The 14,508-nt window shown below is 58.1% G+C and carries 12 protein-coding genes and 1 tRNA gene; 11 read left to right on the forward strand and 2 right to left on the reverse strand.

Translation table 11 applies throughout. From position 1 onward, the window contains the following. Window positions 1-29: 29 nt before the first annotated feature. Both ACP90_RS14550 and ACP90_RS14555 read right to left on the reverse strand, forming a co-directional pair. Window positions 30-1,109, reverse strand: coding sequence for a D-alanyl-D-alanine carboxypeptidase family protein (locus ACP90_RS14550; protein WP_208984167.1), 1,080 nt, complete (start codon window positions 1,107-1,109; stop codon window positions 30-32). 200 nt (window positions 1,110-1,309) lie between these two features. Further along, window positions 1,310-2,356, reverse strand: coding sequence for a septal ring lytic transglycosylase RlpA family protein (locus tag ACP90_RS14555; RefSeq protein WP_062488734.1), 1,047 nt, complete (start codon window positions 2,354-2,356; stop codon window positions 1,310-1,312). An 859-nt stretch (window positions 2,357-3,215) separates the two neighbouring features. On the opposite strand from ACP90_RS14555, the gene ACP90_RS14560 reads away from it, so the two are divergent. The 11 genes from ACP90_RS14560 (at window position 3,216) to ACP90_RS14610 (ending at window position 14,440) form a co-directional block, all read left to right on the forward strand. Continuing rightward, window positions 3,216-3,305: transfer RNA gene (locus tag ACP90_RS14560), tRNA-Ser, on the forward strand. 155 nt (window positions 3,306-3,460) lie between these two features. After that, the gene (locus ACP90_RS14565; RefSeq protein WP_062488735.1) at window positions 3,461-4,723 is read left to right on the forward strand and encodes an MHYT domain-containing protein; all 1,263 of its coding nucleotides are present in this window, start codon (window positions 3,461-3,463) and stop codon (window positions 4,721-4,723) included. A 422-nt stretch (window positions 4,724-5,145) separates the two neighbouring features. Next, the gene (locus tag ACP90_RS14570; protein ID WP_062488736.1) at window positions 5,146-6,012 is read left to right on the forward strand and encodes a xanthine dehydrogenase family protein subunit M; all 867 of its coding nucleotides are present in this window, start codon (window positions 5,146-5,148) and stop codon (window positions 6,010-6,012) included. Window positions 6,013-6,043: 31 nt separating this feature from the next. After that, window positions 6,044-6,544 (forward strand): (2Fe-2S)-binding protein, encoded by a 501-nt coding sequence (locus tag ACP90_RS14575; RefSeq protein ID WP_062491642.1) that lies wholly within the window; start codon window positions 6,044-6,046, stop codon window positions 6,542-6,544. Beyond that, complete coding sequence (locus ACP90_RS14580; protein ID WP_062488737.1) at window positions 6,541-8,961, forward strand: aerobic carbon-monoxide dehydrogenase large subunit; 2,421 nt, start codon at window positions 6,541-6,543, stop codon at window positions 8,959-8,961. The genes ACP90_RS14575 and ACP90_RS14580 overlap by 4 nt, the downstream gene beginning before the upstream one ends. Window positions 8,962-9,091: 130 nt before the next feature. Beyond that, on the forward strand, window positions 9,092-9,973 hold the full coding sequence (locus tag ACP90_RS14585) for a MoxR family ATPase (protein WP_062488738.1): 882 nt from the start codon (window positions 9,092-9,094) through the stop codon (window positions 9,971-9,973). A 3-nt stretch (window positions 9,974-9,976) separates the two neighbouring features. Next, window positions 9,977-11,176 carry a VWA domain-containing protein gene (locus ACP90_RS14590; protein ID WP_062488739.1) on the forward strand — a complete coding sequence of 400 codons (1,200 nt, stop codon included), beginning with the start codon at window positions 9,977-9,979 and terminating at the stop codon, window positions 11,174-11,176. A gap of 87 nt (window positions 11,177-11,263) precedes the next feature. Continuing rightward, a complete protein-coding gene (locus tag ACP90_RS14595; RefSeq protein WP_062491644.1) occupies window positions 11,264-12,067 on the forward strand; it encodes an XdhC/CoxI family protein in 804 nt (267 codons plus the stop codon). A gap of 21 nt (window positions 12,068-12,088) precedes the next feature. Next, window positions 12,089-12,694 carry a carbon monoxide dehydrogenase subunit G gene (locus tag ACP90_RS14600; protein WP_208993324.1) on the forward strand — a complete coding sequence of 202 codons (606 nt, stop codon included), beginning with the start codon at window positions 12,089-12,091 and terminating at the stop codon, window positions 12,692-12,694. Window positions 12,695-12,754: 60 nt separating this feature from the next. Next, window positions 12,755-12,940, forward strand: coding sequence for a hypothetical protein (locus tag ACP90_RS14605; RefSeq protein ID WP_062488741.1), 186 nt, complete (start codon window positions 12,755-12,757; stop codon window positions 12,938-12,940). A gap of 429 nt (window positions 12,941-13,369) precedes the next feature. Further along, window positions 13,370-14,440, forward strand: a complete 1,071-nt coding sequence (locus tag ACP90_RS14610) for a putative urea ABC transporter substrate-binding protein (RefSeq protein ID WP_062488742.1) — start codon at window positions 13,370-13,372, stop codon at window positions 14,438-14,440. Window positions 14,441-14,508 lie beyond the last annotated feature (68 nt).

Here is a 14,508-nt window from a genome sequence, read left to right on the forward strand (position 1 = left end):
TAGCAGCAATTGCAATCTTTGTGCACCGTTTACCCGATCCAGCCGAACAGCAGCTCCTGCAGACCGTCCAGAGCCCTGCCGATCATGGTGCCTTCCGCAACAGCGCCACCGGTTACCAATGGAGAGCGGTAGACGATCCCATCCTTGCCGATGACCCGGATTTCGCCAACTTGCTCTCCAGCGTTGACTGGCGCGGGGAGCGGTCCGTTGTAGATAACGCGTATCCTGTAATCGAGTGTGCCACCTCGCGGCAGCAGCACGTCAACGCTTTTCTCGGACACCAGCGGAACACTGCTGGTCACACCGCCAAACACCCGGCCGTCTGCAACAACATCGCCCGCTGAAAACAACGTCTGAACGGAAAAATACTCCCAGGCGCCTTCGATGACCTCCTTGAGTGTCTGAAGGCGGTGTTTGTCCGACGAAAGACCCGCAACCGCGGCAATAACTCTGCGTCCATTCCTGTCCACCGAACCGAGGCCGGAATATCCTGATTCTGCATCATTGCCGCCGCCGAGGCCGTCAAGGTTGCGGATTTCACCGAGCAAGGGGTTCTTGTTGCGCTGGAAAATCTTGTTCCAGGTGAATTCCGGGATAGCGAACATCGGATAAAGATCCGCGTGGCTCTCCAGAATGTATTCCGCAAGCCTTGCCTGATCACGGACAGTGGTCTGGCTTGGGACTTCCGGATAGCCAGTCGGGTTGCCGAAGCGGCTGTTCTTCATGCCGATGGATTGCGCGAATTCGTTCATGCGCACAGCAAACGCTTCTTCGGACCCGTCCAGGCATTCGGCAAGCACGATCGCGGAATCGTTGCCATTGTGAACCAGCAATCCCTTGAGCAAGTCTTCAACCGAGATATCGGATTTGATCGCGGCGAACATTGTGGCACCACGACCCGAGGGAGCGCCGCCGGTTCGCCAGGCGTGTTCGCTGACCTTGCAAGTCTGATCAAGCGAGAGATCGCCTTCTTTCACTGCCTTGAAAACCGTTGCGGCTGTCATGACCTTGGCTAGAGCGCCAGGAGCGAACGGCTGGTCAGGTTCCTTGGCAAAAAGGATTGTGCCGGAGCCGGGCTCATAGAGGAAAGCCATCGGAGCTTTCGTCACGATGGTTTCGGCTGCATTCCCTGGGAGAGCGAACGCAGAGACGACAAAAAAAGCAGAGAACGCCCCTCGCCCTACAAGGCGACGAGACGCTCTCAAAAATCCGGATACAGAATATGCGGAGGCCATGAACCGCTTGCCCTATTTATAGATACAGGCGCGGCGTGTGGAAGAAGCCGGACCTACTCCGGGTTCCGGGCCGATTAGCCGTCGTTTTCCAGTTTGACCACCAGCTCACGCATCGAAAGGCCCGTGTCGGCCACATTTGAAAGCAGCGAATGCGCGTCGGAAATTCGGCGGTTCGCAGCAAATGAGGAAATTGCACTGCCTGACACGAGACCTGCGGACGTTCCCGGCGCCGGGACGCGCAGCACGCCGAGTGTTCCTTCCGCGGGCGCAAGACCCGGAGCGGAATAGGCCGATTCGACCGGCTCGAAGCGGTTGTTGGACGCAACTTCGATTGTCGGCTTGCCGGCTTCGAATGCCTGCGCCGGATCGAAGGCAACCGTCAAGGTTGTCTGCTTCGCCCGGAAAGCCGTGGTCGTGGATGCGGTGGTCAGATAAGGACGTGCGCTTGGCGCCGGAACAGCCCCGAAGGTGACCTGCGGTGTGATTTGCTGAGGCGCAACCTGCTGCGGTTCGGCCTGTGCCAGCATTGTGCCCGGCATTGTCGCGCCAGGTTCGACCGCACCTGGGCCACGGTAAGAGGCCATAAGGAAGCCTTCGTCCTGTCCGTGCAACGGTGCACGACCGACGTACTCGACCTTTACCTTGCCGATGCCGGCGCTTTTGGTGCCAAGCATCGTTGCTGCGCGTTCAGACAGGTCGATGACGCGGTTGCCGTGGAACGGGCCACGATCATTGACGCGAACGATCATCGAGCGGCCATTTTCCACGTTCGTCACGCGGGCATAGGACGGCAGCGGCATCGTCGTGTGCGCAGCAGTGAGGGAGTTACGGTCGAAAACCTCGCCGTTGGCTGTCTTGCGACCGTGGAAAGTCGGCCCATACCAGGAAGCCAGACCGGTCTTCTTGTAGTCCGGATCTTCCTTTGGGTAGTACCACTTGCCGGCAATCTTGTATTTCTTGCCGACGATATAGCGTCCGCCACCCTTCGGCACGGGTTGGCCTTCAGCAACCATTTTCGGGCTGCCTTTGACACCATATTTTTCCGGGCTGAATTTTGATTTCTGCTGCTGCGGCGCGGTGCTGCAGGCTGCCACGGCCGAAACCGCTGCCGCCACAATCAATCCCGTGCGCAACTGGGCGCTGAGTTTCCGTGCAGGACGCGATTTACCATCAAGCGTCACAGCTGGTTCCCCTGAAGACGTTCCTGCCACCTGGTTTGTCACCCGGCAAGATTTCCCGCCTGTCCCTTGCATACTGCCGTCCTACTCACTTACGCGCTGGCGGCCCCGCAGCTCACGCGATCATTCCGGCGTGTGGTTCGGTCCACACCGGTTTTCAAGGCATTGTTCCGATCATCAGATCAGTCCCCGCAAGACGCACTAGCCCCCGCTGCACATCCCGCATATGCCCTTGTTAAAGCGTAGTTTTATTACTTCAAAGTAAACTGCCCGTCGAGGCCGCCACGTTGCCCAAATTCAACTCTCCACCGGATTCAGACGACCCGAGGTTCATTTCTCAAAGGCTGTTTGTTGTAACAGTCTGAAATATATGACTAAAAACTGCGTCAATTTGCCTGCCGCCGGCTGTTGCGCACAGGACACAGGTGAGAAGAAATCGTCATTCGGATCAGTTGTGACGTACATCACATTCAGACCTGTCAAATCAGCCTAGGGTGAACTCATTGCTGATGACCGCCCTGTCACAGCAATGCTGGACCCCACCTCCAGCTTCGGCCGCCGGTTCAAAACCCTGCCCACGACACCGGACCGGCGGCCCCTACCCTTTGGCGATGTTCCTGCGCCCGCACTGCCCGTCCTGCCCCTGTGTGCAAGCGGCGCGGGAACATCCCAAAGGAGCTTGATTTCCCCGCACATCCACACGATTTCGCCCGCCTGAACTTCATGCTGGTGATTCCGGCTTGACTTTCCGAGTGAGAAAAAGGAAACGGTTTGCACAGCCGGGCCGCCAAGGCGCCGGCATGGTGAGGTGGCCGAGTGGTTTAAGGCAGCGGTCTTGAAAACCGCCGTGCGTGAGAGCGTACCGTGGGTTCGAATCCCACCCTCACCGCCATTTTTTTCTCAGGACATTTCAAATTGATCCCGCGGCCCGTGCACGTATGCATTGGTATCACGCGTAATTTGATGCAGATTTCTCTTTCCCCTATCATCTGATCCGGAGGAACCGTCGCTTGTTGCGGCGGCGGCTACTGGGAGGAGATAGCCGGCATGTCAGTGATGCACGAGCCCTGGCTTGTTGCGCTGTCCCTGGTGATGGCCTTTCAGGGCAGTTTCGTGGGCTTGAACCTTGCCGTTCAGGTTCGCAGCGCGATTGACCCGAGACGTCGGCTGTTGCTTGCAGGGGCAGCGTTGACCGTCGCCCTTGCCATCTGGTCCATGCATTTCGTCGGAATGCTGGCAGCCCGTCTGCCTGTCGCCGTCGATTTTCTCGTTCTGCCGACACTGCTGTCGTTTCTCGTCTGTGTACTCGTTGTCGGCATTGCTGTTTTCGCAGCGAGCAATGCGCGGCTGACCCCGATTCGCCTCGGCCTTTCCGCTTTTGTTATGGGAAGCGGTATTTGCACCATGCATTATCTCGGCATGTATGCCCTGCATGGGTCTTTGCGCATGGAGCATGACCCGGCCTACGTTTTTGCCAGCTTCCTGATTGCCTTCAACGCAGCCGGTCTCGCCATGTGGCTTCTTTTTGGCCTCGGCCGCCGCCCTCCTCTTGTCATTTCGGCAGCGGTTCTGGCGCTTGCGATTTCAGCCATGCATTACACGGCCATGGCAGGATTGACCTATGAAACGCTGCAACCGGTTTCAGGTACTCTTGCACCAGCCCTGAGCCCCGGAATGCTGGCTATTCTCGTTTCCTGCGTAGCATTTCTGGTGTCGGGCCTGTTCCTGCTGGCCCTCGTTCCAGCCCAGGAAGACCAGACTGATCGCGGCATGGTCAGGAACCAGATGCCAGAGGAAGAGCTGCGTGCGGCAAGTGAAGACAAGCAGGGCCAGTCAGCGCAAGCCGTTATGGCTGTCAGCGTCAAATCCGCATCCGGATTGCAGGCGGCGGCTCAAGCGGTCCGGCCTGGTCAGCCACTTGGCAAGGGAATGCTGCCGATCGAGCGGGATGGCCAGAAGACCAAGATCGGCGTGCTGGATATATATGCCATTCACGCGGACGCCCATTACACACGTCTGTATGACGGCAGCAGAGAATTCTTCTGCCCTCTTTCCATCAGTGAAGCGGAACAGCAGCTTGATCCGCGCACTTTCAACCGTGTCCACCGAAGTCACATCGTCAATCTCAGCCGCGTTGTCAGCTACAAGCGCTCCGGTGACGGTGGAGTTCTTATCCTTGCCGGCCAGGCGGGGCAGAGTGTTCCTGTCAGCCGGTCTCGTTGGGGGCGGGTGAAAGCGCGATTGAAGGCGCTTGGGCAAAACAGACATCAAAGCCACGCGGGTCATGAACAGCCCGCTGCCGCCCAATAACCAGATCATCGGTTAGGTTCACTTTCGGTGTTGCAGTGCATGCAAGACCGCAAAATACGCCGTTCGTGCAAATGGGCATCAAGCGGACACTCTTCATGGTGGTGGTATTTGTGGCCTGGACCCCTATTGTAAGCTATTGTAATTACCTTGTTTTTTCGAAATCATCTGAATTTAAGCCGTGAAATGCGTCAGAAGAGCTGTCGCAGTTCGTGCAGGACAGCACGTCATCCGTGTAGCCAGACAGGCTGTTTGTGCAAGCGTTCTTGAGTGTGCGCCGCACTGTTCCGCACCCTTCTCAAACGTGAACAATTCGGCCGTTTCCAGCGTCCGGACACGACGTTGCCGGTGAAAGGCGAAACCAATCGCTTTTCGGGAAGACCGGCATCCGGCCCTGAGGTGGCCGGCAGAGGGAGGAGAAAGACGTGATACCTGGTGCATTCACCTATCACCGGCCAACGTCCGTGGCGGAAGCTGTCGCGATCCTGGTCAGCCATGGCGACGAAGCGCGGCCACTGTCCGGAGGCCATAGCCTGATCCCCATGATGAAGTTGCGCATGGCAGCGCCGGAACATCTGGTCGACCTTGGTGGGATTGCCGATCTCAAAGGCATTTCCGACGACGGCGGCACGATCACCATTCGCGCCATGACCACGCAGCATGAGCTGATCGCCTCGGATCTCTTGGCGTCAAAACTGCCGATCATTCGCGAAACGTCGCTTCTCATTGCCGATCCGCAGATAAGATATGTCGGCACCCTTGGCGGAAATGTCGCCAATGGCGATCCGGGCAACGATATGCCGGCGCTAATGCAGTGCCTGAATGCGACCTATGTTCTGACCGGGCCGGACGGCGAACGTGAAGTGCCTGCACGCGACTTCTATGAGGCGGCCTATTTCACGGCCCTTGCGCCTGAAGAAATTCTGACAGCCGTTCGTATACCCGTCCCGCCTGCAGGGCATGGCTATGCCTATGAAAAGCTGAAGCGCAAGGTTGGCGACTATGCGACAGCCGCAGCTGCCGTGGTCCTGACGTTGGAAGGTGGCAGAGTGTCCTTCTGTTCGATTGCCCTCACCAATGTCGCGGATACACCGCTTTTTGCGAAGGAAGCCGGAGAAATTCTGGCTGGTTCGACACTCGATACGGCAACCGTTGCCCGCGCGGTCGCGGCGGCTGAGGCGATCACCAAGCCCGCTTCGGACGGACGTGGACCTGCAGAATATCGCACCAAGATGGCAGGCGTGATGTTGCAGCGGGCGCTTGCAAAAGCTGCATCGCGCGCATCCAGCTGAACCAGGATCGAGGGAAACGACTATGAGCGATATTGAACAGATCCCGGTCTCCATGACCATCAACGGCAAGAAGGTGCAGCGTTTTGTTGAACCGCGCACGCTTCTGATCCATTTCCTGCGAGAGGACCTCAACCTCACCGGGCCGCATATCGGTTGCGAGACCTCTCATTGCGGTGCCTGCACGGTTGAGCTGAACGGCATGTCCGTGAAGTCCTGCACCATGTTTGCCGTTCAAGCAGACGGCGCGGAACTGACCACCATCGAAGGCATGGCCAATGCGGATGGTACCTTGTCCGCGCTTCAGGAAGGCTTCCGGCAGATGCACGGGCTGCAGTGCGGCTTCTGCACCCCGGGAATGATCCTGCGTGCACACACGCTGCTGAAGGAAAACCCGAACCCCACGGAAGAAGAAATCCGCATGGGCATTTCGGGCAATCTTTGCCGCTGCACCGGTTATCAGAACATCGTCAAGGCGATCCAGTACGCCGCTGCGAAGCTGAATGGCACTGAATTTCAGGAGGCTGCAGAATGAACGACATGACCCCGACACGGGAACAGCGCGAAGCCGCCCTGGAAGGCATGGGCTGCAAACGCAAGCGTGTGGAAGATATTCGCTTCACGCAAGGCAAGGGCCAGTATGTCGATGATGTGAAACTGCCCGGGATGGTGTTCGGCGATTTCGTCCGTTCTCCCTATGCCCACGCCAAGGTCACGAAGATCGACGCTTCCGAAGCGTTAAAACTGCCTGGGGTGATCGCCGTCCTGACAGCGGAAGACCTGAAAGGCGTCAATCTTGCATGGATGCCGACACTCGCCGGTGACGTGCAGATGGTGCTGGCCGATGGCAAGGTGCTGTACCAGAACCAGGAAGTCGCCTTCGTGGTGGCCGAGAACCGCTATATCGCCGACGATGCCATTCAGCTGGTGGAAGTCGAATATGAAGAGCTTCCCGTCCTGACGGATCCTTTCAAGTCGATGGATCCGGACGCTCCGGTTCTGCGGCCTGATCTCGACGGCAAGATGGAAGGCGCGCACGGGCCGCGCAAACACCACAACCACATCTTCACCTGGGAAGTTGGCGACCAGGAGGAAACCGACCGAGCCTTTGCCGAAGCCGATGTTACCATCAAGGAGCTGATCTCCTATCACCGGACGCACCCCTCACCGCTCGAAACCTGTCAGTGCGTTGCATCGATGGACAAGATCAAGGGCGAGTTGACGGTCTGGGGAACGTTCCAGGCACCCCATGTCATCCGAACGGTGGCCTCTCTGCTCTCGACTATTCCGGAGCAGAAGATCCATGTGATCGCGCCTGATATCGGCGGCGGTTTCGGCAACAAGGTCGGGGCTTACCCCGGTTACATCTGTGCCATTGTCGCCTCCATCGTCACCGGAGTCCCGGTGAAGTGGGTCGAGGATCGGATGGAGAACCTTTCGACAACGTCCTTTGCTCGCGACTATCACATGACCGCGGAAATCGCTGCGAAGAACGACGGTACCGTCACTGGTCTCAAAGTGCATGTTCTGGCTGACCATGGCGGCTTTGATGCCTGTGCCGATCCGTCGAAATGGCCGGCTGGTTTCTTCAACATCGTGACCGGGTCCTACGACTTCCCGGCAGCGCATCTGGCTGTCGACGGGGTCTATACCAACAAGGCACCGGGTGGCGTCGCCTACCGCTGTTCGTTCCGCGTGACGGAGGCGGCCTATTGCATCGAGCGTGCGATGGATATCCTGGCCCAGAAGCTCGACATGGATCCGGCGGACTTGCGGATGAAGAACTTCGTCAAGCCGGAGCAGTTCCCCTATCACTCGGCCCTCGGCTGGGAATATGACAGTGGCGACTATCACACCGCCATGCAGAAGGCGATGGACACGATCGGCTATCGCGAGCTGCGCGCCGAACAAAAGGCCAAGCAGGAAGCCTTCAAGCGCGGCGAAACCCGCGAGATCATGGGCATAGGCGTGTCGTTCTTTACCGAGATCGTCGGTGCTGGACCGTCCAAGAATTGCGATATCCTCGGTGTTGCGATGTTCGACAGTGCCGAAATCCGCGTGCACCCGACCGGCTCGGTGATTTCGCGCATGGGCACCAAATCGCAAGGCCAGGGGCATGAAACCACCTGGGCGCAGATCATCGCCACGGAAATCGGTATTCCGGCCGCCGATATCATGGTGGAGGAAGGCAACACGGATACCGCGCCCTACGGTCTGGGGACCTATGGTTCACGCTCCACACCTGTCGCCGGTGCCGCGATTGCGCTTGCGTCTCGCAAGATCCGCAATAAGGCGCAGATGATTGCGGCGCACATGCTGGAAGTTTCCGAATACGATCTGGAATGGGACGTGGACGGCTTCCAGGTGAAAGGTAATCCGCAGGCACGTAAGTCCATGAAGGAGATTGCCTGGGCTGCCTATCACGCTCCGCCACCGGGCATGGAACCGGGTCTAGAAGCGGTCAGCTATTACGACCCGCCCAACATGACCTATCCGTTCGGCGCCTATCTCTGTGTAATGGATATCGATGTCGACACCGGCGTTGCCAGGACACGGCGGTTCTATGCGCTGGACGACTGCGGCACCCGGATCAACCCGATGATCATCGAGGGACAGGTCCACGGCGGTTTGACCGAGGCCTTTGCCATCGCTATGGGTCAGGAGATCCGCTACGACGAGATGGGCAACGTGCTGGGGGCGTCCTTCATGGACTTCTTCCTGCCGACAGCTGTCGAGACACCTCACTGGGAAACGGATTTCACCGTCACCCCCAGCCCGCATCATCCGATCGGGGCAAAGGGTGTGGGCGAAAGCCCGAATGTCGGTGGTGTGCCGGCCTTCTCCAATGCGGTAAACGATGCCTTCAAGTTCCTCGGGTCGACCCATATCCAGATGCCGCATGACGCCTGGCGTATCTGGCAGGCGGCCAAGGACCTGGGTGCGCACGCATAAAGCACTTCTTACCGCAGGCTGGCTCCTCCGGGGCAAAGCCTGCGGTGACGTTCCGATCGTCCTCTCGTGACTGATTCTGGATCAGCACCTGAAAGACGATGGATGCGACCTTCTCACCGAACGGACCAGCATGACCCAGACCAAGGATCAGATAGCGCTTCAGCTCGCGGATGCCGGTTATATCGCGGACGAAGGTCTTGCGACGGCACTTCTCCTGACCGGAATGCTCGGGCGGCCGCTGCTTCTGGAAGGTGAAGCCGGCGTCGGCAAGACGGAAGTGGCGAAGGCTCTGGCGCGTCTTGAGAACACCGATCTCATCCGCCTGCAGTGCTATGAGGGCCTCGACCGTTCTGATGCCATCTACGAGTGGAACTATCAGCGCCAGCTTCTGGCCATCAAGGCGCGGGAAGGGTCTGGCGACAGTGCGGAAACTGTAGAGGAAGCGATTTTCTCCGAGAAATATCTTCTGGAACGCCCCCTTCTTGCGGCCATTCGAAAAGACGTGCCACCGGTTCTGTTGATCGACGAAATCGACCGGGCAGATGAGGAATTCGAGGCATTCCTGCTTGAGATCCTGTCTGACTTCCAGGTGTCGATCCCGGAACTCGGAACGGTTCAGGCAGTTACAATCCCACGCGTGGTTCTGACCTCAAATGGTACACGCGAACTGTCGGACGCATTGCGCCGGCGTTGCCTTTATCATTTCGTCGATTACCCCTCGCCCGACCGCGAAACACGAATTCTGCTGGCGCGTGTCCCGGATCTGGATGCTGCTCTCGCCCAACAGATCGCCGAACTCATGAACAAACTGCGCAAGGAAGACCTCGTGAAGGTTCCAGGCGTTGCCGAAACGATAGATTGGGCGGCGGCTCTTCTCGGCCTTGGGGCCAAAAACCTGCAGGAGAGCCGGGAGCTTGTCTTTGAGACGCTGTCTTGTGTCCTGAAAACCCGGGAGGACAATGCCCGTGTCAGCCGCGAAGTTACCGACAGGTTGCTTGGAAAGGTGGCTTGAGCAATGTCCGGCCTTTTCCTTGAAACCAGTGCAGACATCGGGCCGATCCTGAGGCTGCGGCTGGCAGGGTTTGTCCGCTCACTGCGTGACAGCGGCTTCAAGGTCGGGTTGGCCGAGACCCGTGATGCTAGCCGGTTGCTGTGTTCGCGGATGATTCAGCGCCCCGGAAGCTTGAAGGCGGCCTTTCGCAGTCTTTTTTGCGGACGCTTGTCCGACTGGCAGCGTTTCGACGACATCTTCGATGCCTATTGGATCAACAAGGGTGTCAAATCTGGCGTGAAGGTTGCCGGGACGAGTACGCGCAAGGGCATGAAGACCATTCGCGAGTTGATAGACGCAAGTGGTAACCGTCAGGAGACAATTGCAGGCGATGTCGAACGCCTTCCCGGCGAAGAGGATGATGCGACCGACGACGCTCCCTCCGGACGCCGGGAAGGTGCGAGCATTGCCGAAACCCTCTGCAAAGTGGATTTTCGACATCTCAGCGATCCGGAGGCGGTTAAACAGGCACATGAGCTTGCCGAACGGCTCGCACGGGCAATGCGCATAAGACTGACCCGCAGGGATCGTCAGAAGCGAAAGGGCCGAAAGCTGGATCTTCGCAGAACCATCCGGCGTTCCATTGCACATGGCGGGATCCCCATAGATCTTGTGCGTAAAGGCCCACGTGAGAAACAGTTGCGATTGGTGATCCTGCTCGATGCGTCCGGGTCGATGAACAACTACACGGGTGTCTTCACTCGGTTCGTGCACGGTTTGCTTGATAGCTTCCACGAAGCAGAAGCGTTTCTTTTTCATACCCGTCTTGTGCATGTCTCCTCAGCCCTTTCGGAGCGGGACGCCGGCCGTGCGCTCGATCGCATGGGGCTGATGGCGCAAGGGATCGGTGGCGGCACGAAGATCGGCGCGGCGCTGGCCGACTTCAACAGATGGCACGCCGCCCGGGTCGTCCACTCGCGCACCTGCGTCTTGATCCTGTCGGATGGCTACGACACAGGCACGCCGGAAGCACTTGGCGATGAGATGGCAAGGTTACGGCGGCGCTGCAGGCGCATTGTCTGGCTCAACCCGCTGCTTGGCTGGCAGGGATATGAACCGACAGCCGGAGGCATGGCCGCCGCCCTGCCCCATGTCGATTTCTTCGCGCCAGCCCATAACCTCTCCAGCCTTGAAGGCCTAGAGCCTTATCTTGCGAGACTTTGAACGATGGGAGATGTCGAGATGAAGCATTCTGTTCCCGTGTCCGGCAAAGAGGCCGCGCCAGAGGTCGTGCAGGACCTGCCGCGCCTGATGAACCGTTTGCAGGGTGACAACGAACCCTTCGTTCTGGCAACCGTTGTACGCACCATATCGGTGACCGCAGCCAAGGCAGGCGCCAAGGCCGTGATCGACAGGAATGGAGACATTGTCGGCGGCTGGATCGGCGGTGGCTGCGCAAGATCGGCAGTCATCAAGGCGGCAAAGTCCGCTTTTGAAGATGGACAGACACGATTGATCTCCCTTCAACCGGCGGACCTGCTGACCGAGATCGGCGTGGAAGCCGGTGAAGAGCGCGAAGGCATTCAATTTGCCAGGAACATGTGCCCGAGCCAGGGGACCATGGATATCTTCATAGAACCGGTTCTGCCGCGGCCCATGCTTGTCATCTACGGCGCCAGTCCGGTTGCCGTGGCCCTTGCGAGCCAGGCGCCGTCCATCGGGTTTGACCTGACCTTCTGCGCACCTGCAGAAGACCTGCCCGTCTTTTCAGGTGCGGGCAAAAGAGCAGAAGGGTTTGACAGTCCCATTCGCAGCAACGGGCAGATCTACTCCATTGTTTCGACCCAGGGACGTGGCGATCTGGCGGCCCTGAAGGCAGCACTTCTGACGGATGCGCGCCACATCGGGTTTGTCGGGAGTCGCCGGAAGATTGCAGCCCTCAAGGCTAAATTGCGTGAGGAAGGCGTAGCAGATCAGACCCTCGACCGGATCAAGGGGCCCGCAGGCCTCGATCTGGGAGCCATTGCACCGGAAGAAATTGCACTCTCTATCCTGGCGGAACTCTTGATGATCCGCCGCAGCGGACACCGCCAGACCAACATCCATCACATTTGACCCCACCAGGGAAGCAATCACATGCAAATGAACGACAGCCAGCGGATCGAAGCTCCAAAGCATAAGGTTTGGGAGGCATTGAATGATCCGGAAGTCCTGAAGGCCTCTATTCCGGGATGTGAAGACCTGATCAAGCATTCCGATACTGAACTGGAGGCGAAGGTACGTCTCAAGGTGGGCCCGGTAAAAGCAACTTTCGGCGGCAAGGTGACGCTCAACGATCTCGATCCGCCGAACGGTTACACCATTGAAGGCGAAGGCTCCAGCGGGGTAGCCGGGTTTGCCAGAGGTGCCGCCAAGGTTCATCTGGAAGAAGACGGTCCTGACACGACAATCCTTCACTACGAGGTTGATGCGAAGGTTGGCGGCAAGCTGGCGCAGCTTGGTGCCAGACTGATCGATTCAACCGCCAAACGGCTTGCCGGTGAGTTTTTTACCGCCTTCGGCGAACAGGTCGCCCCGGGAACACCGGCTGCGACGAACGAGGTGGAAGCCGATACCGCGACAGCAGACGCTTCGCCTTCAGATAGCGACGAGAAGAAGGGATGGATCAAAGGACTTTTCGGCGGCAGGAAAAAGCAGGACGTGGCTGGTGACGAGGGTAAGATCGACGAACCTTCGGAATAAATCCCGACTGCAAGAGCCGCTTGCCTGGCTCTTGCAGATGTTCAAACCGGAGGAATTGTTATGGCACATACCGAAGTTCAAACCATGGGTGGCATTCGCGAAATGATGCGTGATCCATCGCTGGTTCTGGCGCTCGTCACCGGTTCGGCCTTGACCGGGTTTTTGCTGGTGGCGCACGCCTGTTGTCTGGGCATCACCGAACAGCATTTCCTGCCGTTGGTTCAGATTTGCTCTTTCACCGGCTGAGACTGTTTTACGATAGATCAGCACAGCCTGCTTAAGGTCTGAGCATGGTGCATTCTTCACCATGCTGCTCATATTGTGCTCAGAATACCAATTGCTGTTGATTGGTTTCGACCAACTCAATCCAGATTCTATTTCTTAAATTATTGAAACAATGTACGAATTTTCCACCTTCGCCTTTCTGGCATTCCCCTTGCTTTGGTTATGATGTGCAGCGCGCCTAGGGATCCGGTCGCAAGACGACGCAGGACCGAGAGGTGCAAGCCGGTTGAGAGGCATATGCCGACATAGACCGGTGACACGGCGGGACAAAAACCCGGGAGACAACTGCACGAGGTTTCGCGCGCGCGAACCTGCTCCCGGCCGTGCGCAAAAACCTCATGACGTAAGTCCGGTTCTGATGACCGGGCCCAAGACAGGAGACGCGCACAGATGTTGAAATCGATTGCCAAAGCTTCCCTCCTCGCCGCAGCGCTGACGCTGCCTCTTTCCCTCACTTCGGCCAAGGCCAAGGAAAAGACGGATTTCAAGGTCTGCTGGTCCATCTATGTCGGCTGGATGCCCTGGGGTTATCTGCAGGACAGTGGCCTCATGAAGAAATGGGCCGACAAATACGACATCTCCGTCGAGATCGTTCAGATCAACGACTACGTGGAGTCCATCAATCAATACACCGCAGGAGAATATGACGGCTGCTCCATGACCAATATGGATGCCCTTTCGATCCCGGCAGGTGGCGGTGTCGACACGACTGCGCTTATCGTCGGTGACTACTCCAACGGCAACGACGGCATCATCCTGAAGGACAAGTCCGAACTTGCCGATATCAAGGGACAAAGCGTCAACCTGGTGGAGCTTTCCGTCTCCCACTACCTGCTCGCACGGGCACTCGACACGGTTGGTCTCAGTGAACAGGATCTGACGGTCGTCAACACATCCGATGCAGACATGATCGCTGCCTATCAGACACCGGATGTCACGGCGGTGGTCACCTGGAACCCGCTCCTTTCTGAAATCGAAGCGGAAGCAAATGCCACCAAGGTGTTCGACAGTTCCGGCATTCCAGGCGAAATCATCGATATCATGATGGTCAATACCGAGACGCTTGCGGACAATCCCGCCTTCGGCAAGGCTCTTGTAGGCGCCTGGTACGAACTGATGGGGATCATGTCGTCAGACAGTGACGAAGGCATCGCGGCACGCACCGCCATGGCCGAAGCCTCCGGCACGGACCTTGCCGGCTACGATGCGCAGCTCGCGACGACCAAGATGTTCTACACGCCCGCAGAAGCGGTCGCGTTCACCAAGTCCGCTGAACTTCCCGAGACGATGAAATTCGTTGCCGAGTTCCTTTTCGACAAGGGCATTCTGGGTGAAGGGGCACCCAGCCCTGAATTCGTCGGCGTCTCTTTCCCGGATGGATCGATCTATGGCGATACCGGAAACGTGAAACTGAAATTCGACCCGAGTTTCATGGCAATGGCCGCAGAAGGCACGCTCTAGGCTTCCTTTGCTGACCCAGCGGTTCCGGTGCCCTGGTGCCGGAACCGCAGCCTGAGACCGATCGGACC

Origin of the sequence: Labrenzia sp. CP4, assembly GCF_001579905.1 — a bacterium.
Lineage (GTDB): Bacteria > Pseudomonadota > Alphaproteobacteria > Rhizobiales > Stappiaceae > Roseibium > Roseibium algicola.